Genomic DNA, 12,612 nt, shown 5'->3' on the forward strand with positions numbered 1-12,612 from the left:
CGTCGGTGTAGCTGTTGGCCTGGTTCAGCGTGCTCGCACTGGATGCATCGGTGTAGCTGTTGGCCTGTTTCAGCGTGCTGGCACTGGATGCGTCGGTGTATGTGTTGGCTGCGACCAGCGTTGCGGCTTCGCCTGCCTCACGGGCGGCCTGCTCTGCGGCTATTGCAGAATTGAGCTGGCCGACGTTGGTGGCATCGGTGTCTGCACTACCTGCTGCAACACTCGTGATCTGGCGCTCATTGCCAGAGCTGCCCACGGAAACCGAGTTATCCCGATCCGTTACAGAACCCGCACCGAGTGCTACGGAGTTATCTTTGTTCGCTATTGCACCCTCGCCCACAGATGTGGCGGAATCGGCAAGAGCCTTGCTTTGAGTACCTAAAGCAAGGCTGCCCGTACCCGTCGCTCCGGCCTGAAAACCGACGGCAACCGAATAGTCACCGCTGGATAAGCTGTTACCGCCGGTGGCGACAGAACCCACACCCGATGCCGATGACTGCGTACCTACTGCCACCGCGCCAGTGTTAGACGATTTTGCCTGAAAACCAAGTGCCGTCCCGTTTGTTACGGCTGATGCACTGCCACCGATTGCCGTGCTGGCTCCTCCTCCTGATGTGGATGCACCATTACCTAAGATGGTTGTTGCGGCGCTCTCAGTGGCCGCCTGTGACGTTGCCGGATAAATCGACAGCATGATTAATGCTGTTAATACTTTGAGTGAGGTTTTCATATTACTGTCCAAAGGAATTAAATAGAGGGCATAAAAAAAGGCGCTGATATGCGCCTTTTATCTGCAGTTAATCATTACCAGCCGCTCAGGCGGCCGAATTTAGAGATGATCTTATTGATTGTGCCTCTGTCAGCTGAGGGACACTGATTGAGCATTTTCTTCCTTGCGTCCGACGTGTGGTCGGGAAGAAAGCCGTGCTTGTTTTTCTTCTTAACTGACATGAACGCTTTATACATCGGGTCACATTCGGCGGGACTGCTGCCGTCAAGCTTTCCGGCCAGGCACAGCACGATCGCGCACGGATCGTTCGGGTCGGCTTTCTGGCCGTCGGCAGCGAACGCCGGGCAGGCGAGGGCGCACAGCAGCGCCGCCGTGATTACGGTATGCTTCATGATTCATTCCTCTGAGGGGATAAGGGCACTAACGCCCGGTGGTTGTTCAACGCCGGTGACGGTCTGAAGGTCTCAGACACCTACCGCCGTTATCGGTAGAAGATAATTTCCGACGTGTTGCAGGTCAGGCAGCCGGGGCGGGGACGATACTCAACGATCCCGTGATAGCCGCCATCACGTAACCATGTTTTGGCCGTAAAGTAGCGCTGGCCGTCCGGGGCGTTCACTACCGCCCGCGAGGCGTGCGCCACCGCGTACCACTGTGTGGCCGGGTAAACCCCGCCGGGTTCGAAGCGGGCAATCACCTGCGACCAGTGCCCCTCCGTTACCGACGAGGCCACGACCAGGCGGTTAGGTTCCCATACCGGCAGGGTGGCCGTTACCGGCTGCGCCGGTTGCGACCAGTCAACGGCCGCAGGCTCCGGCGGCGAGGAGCAGCCCGCCAGGAGGACGACCAGCGCCGTCAGGCCGGTCAGTTTAGGCAGCATCATTGAAACTCTCCTTCATGGCCTGCATGTGCAGGGGTTTAAAATAGACGTCGTTCATGCGGCGCACGTTGCCGTGAACGTCAACGCTCGCGATAACGTCAACGCAGTGCAGAACCTTGCGCAGCAGAACGTCAACCGGCATGCCTCGGCACGCCGGGTGCTCATAGCAACGGTCAATCAGCCCGGAGATACACTCACGCGGGCTACCCGCGTGAAGGGAGGACATAAACCCCTCGTGCCCGGACTCAATCAGCTTGAGGGCATCCCACGCCTCGCGCCCGCGGACTTCGGCAAGCAGCGGGCGGTCGGGGTTCATACGGTAGATGGCGCGCACCAGGCGATCGGAGGTGACGATCGCACCCTCCCCGGCGTCTGCCGGATAGAACAGGTGAACGTAGTTTTTCTGGCTGTAAAACTTCAGCTCCGGGTTGTCCTCGATAGTGATAAGGCGCAGCCAGTCCGGGATGTAGCGCAGCAGCATCTTCATGTAAGTGGTTTTTCCCGAACCGGTTTCCCCCACCACAAAGAGCGTTTTGCCGTACTCGACGCACTTTTCCATAAACAGCGGGATATTCCCGCTCTGATAGAGCGCGCTAAGCTCGTCGTCTCTGGATACCACCTTCTCAATACCCTTTACCCGATCATAAAAACCGTCATCGATGTACGACTGATGCGTGCGCTGGAAATAATCCGGCTTACGCAGGGTGATCGAGATGGTGTTGCGCTCACAGGCCGGGGGCACCACTATCTGGCAGCGTTCCCCGGTCGGCAGCGTGGCCGAGAGGATGGGCGAGGTATCATCAATGGTGTCGTTATTCCACACGGCCAGCGCCCTGGCAAAGGACGAGCACTGGCGCAGCGTCACCGGCGCGGCGTGCATTTCCCAGCGCCCGTTAATTTTTGTGTGGATCTCGCCGGGGCGGTTGATGGCGATCTCCGTCAGCCCCTCCCGGATCAGGTAGTCCCCGAACAGCAGATCGCGCAGGTGTGACAGCGCGACGTTGCCCTCTGACGGGGTATCAGTCAGGTTATCGTCCATCGTTTACCTCATGCGCAGTCTGTAGACGTCTGAAAAATCAATATCCGCCCCGGTGACAAGGCCAATCACATCCCCCTGGTTGAGGTACATCGTTGGCGGAATGTTGATGCTGTTTTCCAGCAGCGTTTTTGCCATTTCCGCCGTGGCCACGCGGGTATTCTCCGTATAGTCGGTGTTGCGATCCCTGCCCGGTGACGAGCCGGAGGCCGCTGCGGCAATGTCCTGTACCGAACCGAGCAGGAGGGTATTACCTATCCGCTCCAGCCAGTGATTGTCTATCCAGCCCGCGACGCCGTTCTCGCCCATCGCGCCCACGGCCTGGCTGTCAGCCATCGGAATCACCAGGCGTCCGGGTTCTGGCGTGCGCAGCTCGGTGATGGCGAGAAAAAGCCGCCCCTGCCCGTTTTTCAGCGTGCCGGTGCGGTACAGGCCGCGCGCTTCAGTCCCCGCCGGGATAAGGGTCACGGCATTGCTGGCGCTGTAAACGTCCTCGCTGATAAGACACTTGAAACGCCCGCCCACGTCCGAAACGAAGCGTTGCATCATCGCGCAGGGGATATGTCTGTCGGACGGAATATACAAATCCGGATCGAGACCGAGCCGCTTCACGCCGGTGATGCGCGCCAGCCCGTTATCCTGCGCCTGCCCTGCTGGCGTCGCAGAGCCCGGCGCGGACGCGCTGCCCGCTGACAGTGCGTTACTGCCTGTCGTGCGTTTAGGGGCGCTGGTTGTACTCACCGTGCCGCTTTCTGCCAGGGCGCTGACCTTGTCAAACGTTACGGGGGGCGGCGATGCGGGCGGCGGCGCGGCGGTATCGTCCGGTTCCGTCTTCTCCTGCCCGGCGCTGTCTGTCAGCTGCCCCAGTGGGTTCAGATCCCGTCCGATGTTCTGGCGTTCGCGGGCGGGGGAGGTGGTTTGCGTTTCCGGTTCACGGCTGGCGCGCGACGCGCTGCCGTCTCCCTTCAGTTTCCCCATCAGATAATCCCCGCCGGTGGCGATAATGACCAGCAACACCAGGCTGATAACGGCCAGCACGAGCGTGCGGCGGCTGCGTCGCTTCGCGTGCTGCACCACCTGCGGCTGTCCGGGCTGCACCGCGCCTGCGGCGGGTTTGTCGCCGTCAATCTCTGCCCGCGCCCGTTCGCGTGCTTCCGCCTCCAGTTCGGCGGCGGTTTTAATGTCTTCCTGTTCGTTCATCATTTGCTCTCCAGTTTCACGTCCGGTGAGACGGTGCTGCCGTTCGCCACTGTGACCTGTCCATAGCTGCCGTTTTCAATCCCCACGACCTGGCTGCCGTAGCGCAGCACAAAGCGCGGGGAAAGCGAGCGCAGCACCATCACCCGGTAGTTGCCCTCGGTGCTGAAGGTCGGGGTGATCACCTGTTCGCTGCCGCCGACGATAACCGTCGGCGACGGGATCAGCTTCTGCGGGGAAAAGCCGAGATAGGTAAACCGCCCGTCGTCATACGCAAAATCCGGGGTGATGGACGCCGAGCCTGCCGCCACGCGGCGGGTATAGTTCCAGTTACGCGGCGCGGTGGATTTCTTCAGGGCAAGCTGAATGCGCTCTTTTTCCTGCGCGGCCTGAAGCTCCTGCTGACGTGCGAGGCGGGCGGCGTCGTTCTGCCTGCGGGTATCGTCGGGATAGCTGAAGCGCACCACAAAGGCGAGGTTTCCCGCCTCGCGGTCGCTGTCGATCACGTTCAGCATCAGGCTGTAGTCGCGCTTAGTGGTGGTCACAAACAGGTTGGTCTGCCAGTCCTGCTGTGTGGGGGTGAAAATCTTCTGGACGGTTTTGCCGTCCGCATCCGTGACCGGCTGCTTCACCGGCGCGGGGCTAATCCCCACGCGGTTACGGTCGGGCGTGATCGTCCAGCCCTGCGGAAAACCGGCCGTGGCGGTGATCACCTCCTCGTCGGCGTCAAAAACCAGCGTCGTGATGTAGCCCGCCCGCGTGTTGATAACCGTCGTGTTCTGGCTGTTGTAGGGGATGTTCTGCATGCGGCTGTCATAGGCGCTGCCGCGCGGTGTCGCCGCACCCCATGCTGACGCGGCAGTCAGCAGGAGGGCACACATCAGCACTTTATTCATCGCTTTTCTCCTTAAACCGCTGATAACTGGTGACCGTGAAGCCGAACGGGTTCACCTCGCGCTCGGAGGCCGTCATTTTCTTCTGGGGGAAATAGCGGTAGGTCATGCGAATCGTCCAGTAATCGTGCGTCTCGGTGTTGTCCTTGACCTTTCGAATGATGCGCTTGATGCGCATCAGCTCCACCATGCTGGAGCCGGTGCCCGCTGAGGGCACGTTGGAGAGGATTTCCACCGTGACAACATAGGCCGCCTTCTGAAACACGGCGTCCGGGGCGTCGGGGCTGTCAAACCAGTCGAGGTATTCCTTGTTGACCGCGTCGCTGTTGAACATCTGCGTTTCCCTGTAGTCCTGCTGAAGGGCGAAATAGTTGTACCCCTCGCGGCGCTTCACATAGCTTGCGGACTGCGACAGATTGAGCACCTCGGAGGTGTCCAGCTTGTCCTCGCCGACGGTGGTGACGCGCTCGATGCGCCCGGTCTGACGGTCGAGCGTGTACAGCTCTACGGTGGTGGTTTTGAGCGGCAGAAGCAGGATAAGGGCGGAAAGGGCGCAGACGAGCAGCAGCCCGGCGAGCGCCGCCACGATCCAGCCCGCCTTTTTCATGCGCAGATCCCGCTCAAGAATGGCGTTCTCAAACGAGCGCGAGTCGCTCAGGGCTTTGGCGGTAAGTTCAGACATGAGGGGTTAACTCCTGAATAATGGCCGGGGAATTGACCGGCTCGGGATTGCCCGACACGGGCGGAAGTGAGGTATTTCGCTGTGCGCAGCCTGCAAGCAGGCACAGCATCAGCAGCGTGATGCCGTATTTCATGGTGATTTCCTGTTATGAAAGACGTGACGAAGCCGCAGGACGCCGTTGCGGCGTCCCGCCGGATTCAGTCATGCGGGGTTATCGTTGATAGCGTTCCTGCATCCTCTGAACGGCGGCGCGGCTGCGGCTGCGCGCATCGCCGGAGGTGCGGGAGGCGGTGGAGGCCGTTGCGCTGCCGGTGCTGTTCAGGTTCTGTGAGGCTTTATCTCCCACGCTACCCGCTGTGTTGGAGACGATTTTCTGACCTGATCCTATTCCCGATGCTGCGAGTGCCTGCGCGGCACCCTGCGCGGATGCCCCTGCGAGCGCCTCGGCGAGTTTCCAGGTCAGCACCATCACGGCAGCGGCACCCGCCGTGCCGAGGAAGACCTGAACGGCTAGGGTCAGGTAGTTGGCCTCTGATGCGTTTGTGGCACCCGCGAGAATGTAGTCCAGGTAATCCATGACCACCGTCAGGGCGATGCCGCTGAACAGGGAGGTAAGGATGCAGCCCAGAATAATTCTGAGCCAGTTGCTGAACATATCCCGGAACCACGACCACATCAGGCAGTAGATAAAGATCGGCGCGGTTGCCAGCATCAGCAGCATCACCAGTTCGGCGATCAGGTTAATGATGGCCGTGATGCCAACCAGTAACATCACGCCTGCCCAGACCAGAAACTGCGCCAGAGTGCCTTTTATAGCGACATAAGTTGAAGCATCATAAGCGTAAAGAGTTTCTCCCAAGGCTTGTGCCTTTTCCCAGACCGTATCCAGCCGTGCCCAGATTGACGCGTCGCCGCTGAAGGCGTCCCGCAGGCCGGTGATGGCATCCGAAACCAGATCGAGATAGCCTCCGGCGTTGGTGACGAAAATCATGATGATGAGCATCCGGCTCACGTCCCAGACGATCTCCTCGAAGGGGCGGACTAGCTTGCCTGCCATCGTCTGATAGGCGCGCCACGTGATGTACAGCGAGAGCACCGCGACGGAGAACAGATGCGCCATCCATCCCCCCGTCGTGGCGGCCACGCCGTTCAGTACGCTGTCAAATCCCTCCATGATGTGGCTGTTTAATCCGACGAATATTCCACTCACAGTGTGTTCTCCAGCATGTATTTATAATTGCAGGCGTTTTTTATTAAATCGCTCTGAAATCTCTCTAATACTCGCATCGACATCAGGTTTTCCTCGTTCTCTTTGGGATGCTGTATGTGCATTGACGCAATCAGGTGCCTGCCATGTTTGAGTATTTAGACATTCTTCATATTTTTTGAGCATGTCGTCATGATGTGCCGTATACCACTCCACGGAGGTTCTATCCTCGCAGCCGGTCAGCGCGGCCACGGAGGCCAGTACAATAAAGGTCAGTGTCTTCAGTTTCATGGGGTCACCTGTCAGTTAAGGTCTGCGATAGGAGCGGTGCGCATCTGCTCGGCCTGCGCCTTGCGGCGCTGTTCGGCAAGCAGCTGGTTGCGCATTTCGCTTTGTTTGACGGACATTTCCCACTGTGAGGTCAGCGCGTTCAGCTGGATGCTTCGCGCGGCCACCACGTTCGCCAGATCCTGCGATTCCTTGCTGTCCTTCGCATTCTCAATGCGACCGGCGAGATCGGTAATATCGCGCAGCGTGTCGTCAATTTTTTCCTGAATATCCGAGGTGTCCTCGACGGACACCGCCTGATTCAGGAGCATCTGCTTGCAGCTGTCCCGGTACGCCTCGCTGGCGTTCTCAGGGCAGCTGTCGAACAGCTTGTATTTGTCATACAACCTGTTCAGTTCTCCAGCATACGACCCGCCGGAGTTCGTCAACAGGTCGTTTAACGAAATCCCCCTGTTTTTCAGATTTTTAATGTCAGTTGTCAGACTTTTCGCCTGGTTCAGGAATGCCCGCACGTCCCGAATACCGGTGGCCGCCGCTAGCTGTTCCTTATAAGCGTTCATCTGCGCCTGGTAATGTTCGACGGTCTGCTGCCACTGCTGGAGCTTTTCAGCCCACTGCTTCATATCGTTAGCGTTGGCAACTTCATCAAACACGGGAATACCGGCCTGAGCCGGGGTGTGAAAGAGACATAAGGCGACGCTCAGCGCCGCCAGGGTTGTTTTCAGCTTCATGGTGTTATCCTCTTGTGATTAAACGGCACGCCTCAGCATTTCGTCTTTCCAGTCTTCCGGCTGCATTCCCTCCTGCCAGATTTCGTCGAAAATTTTCAGGTTATCCGCACTGGCACTGAGCAGCTTCGTGTAGCGCCCCAGTCCGGACAGGTCGAGGGTGATTTGCGCGATATACGGGCGCACGTCACCGCGCCGCAGCGGAGATTTCATGATCACCATCTGGCGGGCATAGGGGTCGAGCGTGGTGACAATATCGAAGACCGGTTTCGGCACCCGCAGCATGTCCACGTAGTCGTACTCCTTCGCCTGCTGGTTCGCCATGAAGATGCGGGTACTACACTGCTCGATAATGGCCGCCGAGATCTCGTGCTTGCACATCTCCTCCGGCGACTGCGTGGCCGGGAAGAAAATGCCGTTGAGCTTTCGAATAACCTTCAGCATGTCGAGGGCGAATTTTGAAAACTCCGGGTCCTGAAGCCATTTCCAGAATTCATCCATGAAAATGACCAGGCGGCGGCCATCGAGGAGGCTGGTCACGCGGTAGAGCAGGTAGTAGGTGAGCGGACTGCGCACGTCCTTGTCGTCCAGGAACTCCGTTCCGTCGATGCCGAAATTATCAATGTTGTCGATATCAAAGGTGTCCACGTCGTTATCAAACACCCAGCCAAATTCTCCGCCCTGCGCCCACTGCTGGAGACGGATGCGCAGCCCGTTTATCCGCGCGTCCTTCGTCGGGGCTTCGTGCAGCACTTCCAGAATCCGGGTGATACCGTTGCGGCGCAGCTCCGGCGGGTAGTCCAGCATGATGGTATCTACCGCCTCGCTGAGACGCTCCTCGTCACGCGGGTCAAGCGGTTTGCCGTCGCGCGTGCAAATCATACGCATCAGCTTCTTGAGGAAGTTGCGATTACGCTTCGTCGGGGAGAGCGAAAAGGGGTTAAGGCCGGTTTTCTCGCCTGAATGGAAACGGAAGTACGAGCCGCCCTGGAGGCGTATCGACATTTCCGCCGAACGGTCTTTATCAAAGACCACTGAGGTGAAGCGCTTTTTCGTCGCCCCCGGCGCAAACGACTCAGGACGCCGGTATTTCTGCATCAGGTGCTGAAACATCATCAGCAGGGTCGATTTACCCGTCCCGGTGCTGCCGAGCAGCATACAGTTGCCCGGCGGCTTCTCGCCGAACTCGTCCACGTCTGCCTGGCTGTTGTGAAGACTGACGTACTGACAGCCCCCGGACGGGGTCGGCACCACGGCAATCGCCTCTCCCCAGGCATTCCCGTCCCGCTTGTGCGGGTGGAAGTTGTGAAACGACACCATTTCGGCGTAGTTGAGGCTGCTCACCGGCACCAGACGCGGGCGCATGTCATACACGCCAGGCAACTGCGCGAGGTAGGTCGCCGTCAGCGACTCGCGGGACAGGGTCATGATGAATCCCAAATCCTTCAGCGTATCAGCCAGGGTGTTGGTGTCCTGGATAACCTGCTCGCTGGTCGGGGCGCGGATGATCAGCGTCTGGTGATACCTGCCGAACGAGATAATGCCGGACTGAAGCATGTCGCGGGCAACCTTCAGATCTTCCTGCTGGGACACCGCATCGTCCTCGGCTGACTTCAGACGCTTCTCGATCGTGCGGATGCAGCCGCGCGCTTCATCTTTGCCCATGCAGGTATAGGACTGCGTCAGCACGTACCGGCAGCGGGCATACAGGAGCGAGTCATACAGCCCGGTGACGGTTTCAGTGCCGTAATCCTTGATTTCCAGCCCGCGAAAGTAGCTCTGGCCGTCGATGTGGCTGACCTGGCCAATGTCGGTGGAGGGGAAGATGTCTGTGCCGCCGAGCACGTCATAGAACGGGGTGCGCGTGACCCGGACTTTCTGCCACCTGCCAGTGATAAGGTAGTTGTAAAAGGCGAGCTGAGAGGAGAACACCCTGCCGTTCTCCTCATACGTGCCGAGCGGCCGCGCCGAGTAGCGCGACAGCGCCGTGCCGATCGATTCCTGGTACTCCAGCATCACCTGCAGTGCGTTGTCGAGGAGGGTTTTGCGTTCGCCCAGAGACTTCTGCTTCATGGCTGCCCGCTCGATGCCGGTGTGCGGATTGAAGCAGGCGGTGAAGAAGAGGCGGCGGCGGTAGAACGGTTTGTCTTTCCGCGAGGCGTAGAACAAGCGCGCTATCTCGTCTGAAAACGCAATCCCGGACTGACACTCAAGCGAGTCGGTAAATTCGTCGCTCACTAGGTGGGTATAAAAGGTAAAGGGCAGCCCCTCAAAGGAGCGGATAACGTTGTTGAGCTGCATGTCCAGGGTGGCGAGGTAATGCTCGTCCTCGCATTCAAAAATGGTGCCGCCGATCTCCCAGGTGCTGACAAAGTCACCTTTTTTGTTCTTCACCACCTGCTCGTGCAGGTGGGAAGACCAGGGGAGATAGCGGGACAGCGGGATACTCTCGTTGAGCCGCATATGTTTTATAAACTCCGTAACGTCAATGGCGTCGTACTGGTTTGCGACAAGCGCCTTTGTCCCGAAATGCCGGGTTGCCGCGCGGTTGCCGCGCGTTTTAAACGCCAGCAACTTCAGGTCAAAGAAATGAATGTCCTCTTTTGCCAGGCGTCTCAGCTCGATAAAGGCAGGAATGAGCAGCAGGAGAAGCCAGTAAAAGCGTGACCAGACGGCCGCCAGGGTAAGGATGCACAGGGTGAACAGCAGGGGGACAAGCGGGACCCCCCACAGCGCCGCCGGTCGGGTCAGCGCCTTGTTGAGGATGGTCATGCTGCCTCCTTAGGCCGAGAAGTAGGCACCGAACCCGGACGCCCCGGCGAGCAGGACGCCCGCCCAGAACACGCGCTGGAGATCGTGCCAGGCCTTTCCGTCAACCAGCATCTTGTAGGCGATAAAGGCCACCGCACAGCTAATGGTGACGACCGACATACTGGTGAGGCCGATGAATACCCAGTTAATGGCGTCGCTGCCCTTCTGAAATGCCTGGTCGGCGCTGGCCGCCAGTGCAGGAACGGTAGGCAGGGCGAGGAGAGAGGCCATCAGGCGGGTTGCGGCGTTTTTGATGGTACGAAAAGTCATGATTTTTCCTTAATCAGAAGACACAGCGAGGCCGCCGCGCACGACGTGTGGCGGATAAGCGGGGACGCTGGTCAGTGTGGTGTCGGGTGCCGGTATAACGCCACGTATGACGCTGTCCGGGTAAACGGTGTTGTCGGACGGGACGGCGGGCGCTTTCTCGGATGCGGGAGAGATTGCCTGCCGTTCTGCCCGCGTTGAGGGCACAACGTAGCCAATACGCTGTACGTAGCTTGTGTTGCCGAACGCGCTTTCCGGGCGCTGACCGGTTTCAAAGTTGCCGGAGTAATAGCAGCTCAGAGCGCGCTGTAAGGTGCCTCCTCGTTGATAACAGTCGGTGATGATTTTCGCGGCAACACTCATGTTGTCGCACGGATTTAACATGGATTCGGCGCTGACGCCGAACTGCGGGAAATTAGTGCTGGTTATCTGCATCAGTCCCACCGAATAACGGTGTTTCTTCTGCTTAATGTCCTCCACAATTTTTAACGCCTCGTCTTTCGACGTTGGCAGATGAGAAATAACGCGGCTCCTGCCGCCCTTTACCGGAACAATTTCAGCAATGGCATACGGATTTAAGCCAGATTCGGTACGGGTAATGTCGTGAATGGTATCGGGGTGAACGGCGGGGGCACACTGCATGGCGAGCTGGAACAGCGCGGCAGTGGTTAACATAGTAAACCTTCAGCGAATTTTCATTTCACCATGGAACTTTTTAGTTTCGATGTTATAGATAACTTCGTTACCTTCGACCTAAGAAAGAATTGACCTTGTGTTCAGTTTCTAAGTCGTAGATGCATTGTTCTTTCTATAGAGTAAAATATCACCATTTGCATAGTCTTTATTGATATCAAGAATATACTTCCCTTGGGTGTCAATAAGAGCTACTCCAATTTTAATTAAGATTGGTCTGTCTATGTTTTTAAATGAATATACAATATGCGTATGTTCTATATTTTCGTCTTCATTCAACATGTTTTTTCCGGTCATTAAGCTGTTGAGTAATTAAATCAATTCGTTTTAGCTTATTCGCAATCAGAACCGAGGATTTAGAGTTTTTCTTACCCTGTTCTTTTTGAGTAATAATAGCAATTTCCATTCTCAGACACGCGCGCTCAATCAGCAACTCTCTCGTGTGCTCTGGTAGCTCTTTTGTGGTCCAGCTCGAGTTGATGGCTGATGAAATGCGATCTCTGCGACAACTTAGACGCTTGTCACCGGCCATTATCGCAAACTTATTGTTTTTCAGGGCTTTTATACGAACCTTTTGCATAGTCATATCTACTTCTCCATTGCATGAGTAATCCGTCGGAGTTTGGGAGCACAAGAAAGGCTTGGATCAGACGGCTTAACGATGCAGAGGAAGGCTAAGAAGATGCGGGCACACCATTAATCTCCTCTAGACGCGGGGCACGGCTGGTCTGCTGTCAGGTTCTAGAGAGCTAACGCGTGTGTTGCGTGCGTGTATCACACACCCATTGTTGAAATAATTTAAACAAATGATATTTAGTTGATATTATTTTACCGACATGGGCGTGCGATATCCATATGATTGCCGGAAGCAAATCACAGGTTAAGATGATGGTTCCCAAACGTTTAAGAGCAGCACGACATAGAGCTGGTTTGTCTCAGGAGAAATTCCTGCAGTTAACTAACGTGGAAGCTGTCAGTGATAAATCGCAGATTTCAAATTACGAATCAGGTCGACACTCACCGCCTTTTGAATTTGTGGTGCAGATTGCTAAGGCGCTGAACTATCCAGAAGCCTATTTTTATACGGTGGATGATGATTTTGCAGAGCAAATCCTGTTGATACACAGGAACAAAAATAACCCTGATTTCAATCCATATTTTAAACCTTTAAAAGAAGCGCTTGATGCTGTTAATGCTTTA

16 protein-coding genes and 2 pseudogenes are annotated in these 12,612 nt (G+C 57.0%); 1 reads left to right on the top strand and 17 read right to left on the bottom strand.

All coding sequences use genetic code 11. From position 1 onward, the window contains the following. The 17 genes and pseudogenes from L977_RS21950 to L977_RS22025 form a co-directional block, all read right to left on the bottom strand. A pseudogene (locus L977_RS21950) lies at positions 1-514 on the bottom strand (adhesin); the annotation flags it as partial. Positions 515-526: 12 nt separating this feature from the next. Next, positions 527-730: pseudogene (locus L977_RS25320) on the bottom strand (hypothetical protein); the annotation flags it as partial. A gap of 74 nt (positions 731-804) precedes the next feature. Further along, positions 805-1,122: a TrbM/KikA/MpfK family conjugal transfer protein gene (locus tag L977_RS24160; RefSeq protein ID WP_047626928.1), complete on the bottom strand. Its 318-nt coding sequence runs from the start codon at positions 1,120-1,122 to the stop codon at positions 805-807. Positions 1,123-1,211: 89 nt separating this feature from the next. Next, positions 1,212-1,613 carry a cag pathogenicity island Cag12 family protein gene (locus L977_RS21960; protein ID WP_047626929.1) on the bottom strand — a complete coding sequence of 134 codons (402 nt, stop codon included), beginning with the start codon at positions 1,611-1,613 and terminating at the stop codon, positions 1,212-1,214. Further along, positions 1,600-2,649 (bottom strand): P-type DNA transfer ATPase VirB11, encoded by a 1,050-nt coding sequence (gene virB11, locus L977_RS21965; protein ID WP_052192669.1) that lies wholly within the window; start codon positions 2,647-2,649, stop codon positions 1,600-1,602. Before virB11 ends, L977_RS21960 begins: the two co-directional genes overlap by 14 nt. A 3-nt stretch (positions 2,650-2,652) precedes the next feature. Next, a complete protein-coding gene (virB10, locus tag L977_RS21970) occupies positions 2,653-3,849 on the bottom strand; it encodes a VirB10/TraB/TrbI family type IV secretion system protein (RefSeq protein WP_047626930.1) in 1,197 nt (398 codons plus the stop codon). Further along, a complete protein-coding gene (gene virB9 / locus L977_RS21975) occupies positions 3,846-4,739 on the bottom strand; it encodes a P-type conjugative transfer protein VirB9 (RefSeq protein WP_047626931.1) in 894 nt (297 codons plus the stop codon). Before virB9 ends, virB10 begins: the two co-directional genes overlap by 4 nt. Continuing rightward, positions 4,732-5,418, bottom strand: coding sequence for a virB8 family protein (locus tag L977_RS21980; RefSeq protein ID WP_047626932.1), 687 nt, complete (start codon positions 5,416-5,418; stop codon positions 4,732-4,734). Before L977_RS21980 ends, virB9 begins: the two co-directional genes overlap by 8 nt. After that, positions 5,411-5,551 (bottom strand): hypothetical protein, encoded by a 141-nt coding sequence (locus L977_RS24835; protein ID WP_032640091.1) that lies wholly within the window; start codon positions 5,549-5,551, stop codon positions 5,411-5,413. The genes L977_RS21980 and L977_RS24835 overlap by 8 nt, the downstream gene beginning before the upstream one ends. Positions 5,552-5,629: 78 nt before the next feature. Continuing rightward, positions 5,630-6,628: a type IV secretion system protein gene (locus L977_RS21990; protein WP_047626933.1), complete on the bottom strand. Its 999-nt coding sequence runs from the start codon at positions 6,626-6,628 to the stop codon at positions 5,630-5,632. 21 nt (positions 6,629-6,649) lie between these two features. After that, positions 6,650-6,916 carry an EexN family lipoprotein gene (locus L977_RS21995; protein ID WP_047626934.1) on the bottom strand — a complete coding sequence of 89 codons (267 nt, stop codon included), beginning with the start codon at positions 6,914-6,916 and terminating at the stop codon, positions 6,650-6,652. A gap of 11 nt (positions 6,917-6,927) precedes the next feature. Further along, positions 6,928-7,644 (bottom strand): type IV secretion system protein, encoded by a 717-nt coding sequence (locus L977_RS22000; RefSeq protein ID WP_047626935.1) that lies wholly within the window; start codon positions 7,642-7,644, stop codon positions 6,928-6,930. An 18-nt stretch (positions 7,645-7,662) separates the two neighbouring features. Next, complete coding sequence (locus L977_RS22005) at positions 7,663-10,413, bottom strand: VirB3 family type IV secretion system protein (protein WP_047626936.1); 2,751 nt, start codon at positions 10,411-10,413, stop codon at positions 7,663-7,665. A gap of 9 nt (positions 10,414-10,422) precedes the next feature. Then, positions 10,423-10,722 carry a TrbC/VirB2 family protein gene (locus L977_RS22010; protein WP_032640082.1) on the bottom strand — a complete coding sequence of 100 codons (300 nt, stop codon included), beginning with the start codon at positions 10,720-10,722 and terminating at the stop codon, positions 10,423-10,425. A gap of 9 nt (positions 10,723-10,731) precedes the next feature. Then, positions 10,732-11,394: a lytic transglycosylase domain-containing protein gene (locus L977_RS22015; RefSeq protein ID WP_047626937.1), complete on the bottom strand. Its 663-nt coding sequence runs from the start codon at positions 11,392-11,394 to the stop codon at positions 10,732-10,734. A 108-nt stretch (positions 11,395-11,502) separates the two neighbouring features. Further along, on the bottom strand, positions 11,503-11,694 hold the full coding sequence (locus tag L977_RS22020) for a hypothetical protein (protein ID WP_047626938.1): 192 nt from the start codon (positions 11,692-11,694) through the stop codon (positions 11,503-11,505). Then, a complete protein-coding gene (locus tag L977_RS22025) occupies positions 11,684-11,998 on the bottom strand; it encodes a hypothetical protein (protein ID WP_047626939.1) in 315 nt (104 codons plus the stop codon). The genes L977_RS22020 and L977_RS22025 overlap by 11 nt, the downstream gene beginning before the upstream one ends. 299 nt (positions 11,999-12,297) lie before the next feature. Here L977_RS22025 and L977_RS22030 point away from each other — a divergent pair. Beyond that, positions 12,298-12,612, top strand: a 315-nt coding sequence (locus L977_RS22030) for a helix-turn-helix domain-containing protein (RefSeq protein ID WP_231563674.1), incomplete at its 3' end; no start/stop codon positions are given.

It is taken from the genome of Enterobacter sp. ZOR0014 (assembly GCF_000798855.1).
In the GTDB taxonomy this organism is placed as follows: Bacteria; Pseudomonadota; Gammaproteobacteria; order Enterobacterales; family Enterobacteriaceae; genus Enterobacter; species Enterobacter kobei.

What these genes read in the sequence shown, in the direction of transcription:
- L977_RS24835 (WP_032640091.1), bottom strand. Translation starts at nt 5,551, where the DNA reads ATGAAATACGGCATCACGCTGCTGATGCTGTGCCTGCTTGCAGGCTGC.
- L977_RS21995 (WP_047626934.1), bottom strand. Translation starts at nt 6,916, where the DNA reads ATGAAACTGAAGACACTGACCTTTATTGTACTGGCCTCCGTGGCCGCG.
- L977_RS22000 (WP_047626935.1), bottom strand. Translation starts at nt 7,644, where the DNA reads ATGAAGCTGAAAACAACCCTGGCGGCGCTGAGCGTCGCCTTATGTCTC.
- L977_RS22020 (WP_047626938.1), bottom strand. Translation starts at nt 11,694, where the DNA reads ATGTTGAATGAAGACGAAAATATAGAACATACGCATATTGTATATTCA.
- L977_RS22015 (WP_047626937.1), bottom strand. Translation starts at nt 11,394, where the DNA reads ATGTTAACCACTGCCGCGCTGTTCCAGCTCGCCATGCAGTGTGCCCCC.
- L977_RS24160 (WP_047626928.1), bottom strand. Translation starts at nt 1,122, where the DNA reads ATGAAGCATACCGTAATCACGGCGGCGCTGCTGTGCGCCCTCGCCTGC.
- L977_RS22025 (WP_047626939.1), bottom strand. Translation starts at nt 11,998, where the DNA reads ATGACTATGCAAAAGGTTCGTATAAAAGCCCTGAAAAACAATAAGTTT.
- virB11 (WP_052192669.1), bottom strand. Translation starts at nt 2,649, where the DNA reads ATGGACGATAACCTGACTGATACCCCGTCAGAGGGCAACGTCGCGCTG.
- virB9 (WP_047626931.1), bottom strand. Translation starts at nt 4,739, where the DNA reads ATGAATAAAGTGCTGATGTGTGCCCTCCTGCTGACTGCCGCGTCAGCA.
- L977_RS22010 (WP_032640082.1), bottom strand. Translation starts at nt 10,722, where the DNA reads ATGACTTTTCGTACCATCAAAAACGCCGCAACCCGCCTGATGGCCTCT.
- virB10 (WP_047626930.1), bottom strand. Translation starts at nt 3,849, where the DNA reads ATGATGAACGAACAGGAAGACATTAAAACCGCCGCCGAACTGGAGGCG.
- L977_RS22005 (WP_047626936.1), bottom strand. Translation starts at nt 10,413, where the DNA reads ATGACCATCCTCAACAAGGCGCTGACCCGACCGGCGGCGCTGTGGGGG.
- L977_RS21960 (WP_047626929.1), bottom strand. Translation starts at nt 1,613, where the DNA reads ATGATGCTGCCTAAACTGACCGGCCTGACGGCGCTGGTCGTCCTCCTG.
- L977_RS21980 (WP_047626932.1), bottom strand. Translation starts at nt 5,418, where the DNA reads ATGTCTGAACTTACCGCCAAAGCCCTGAGCGACTCGCGCTCGTTTGAG.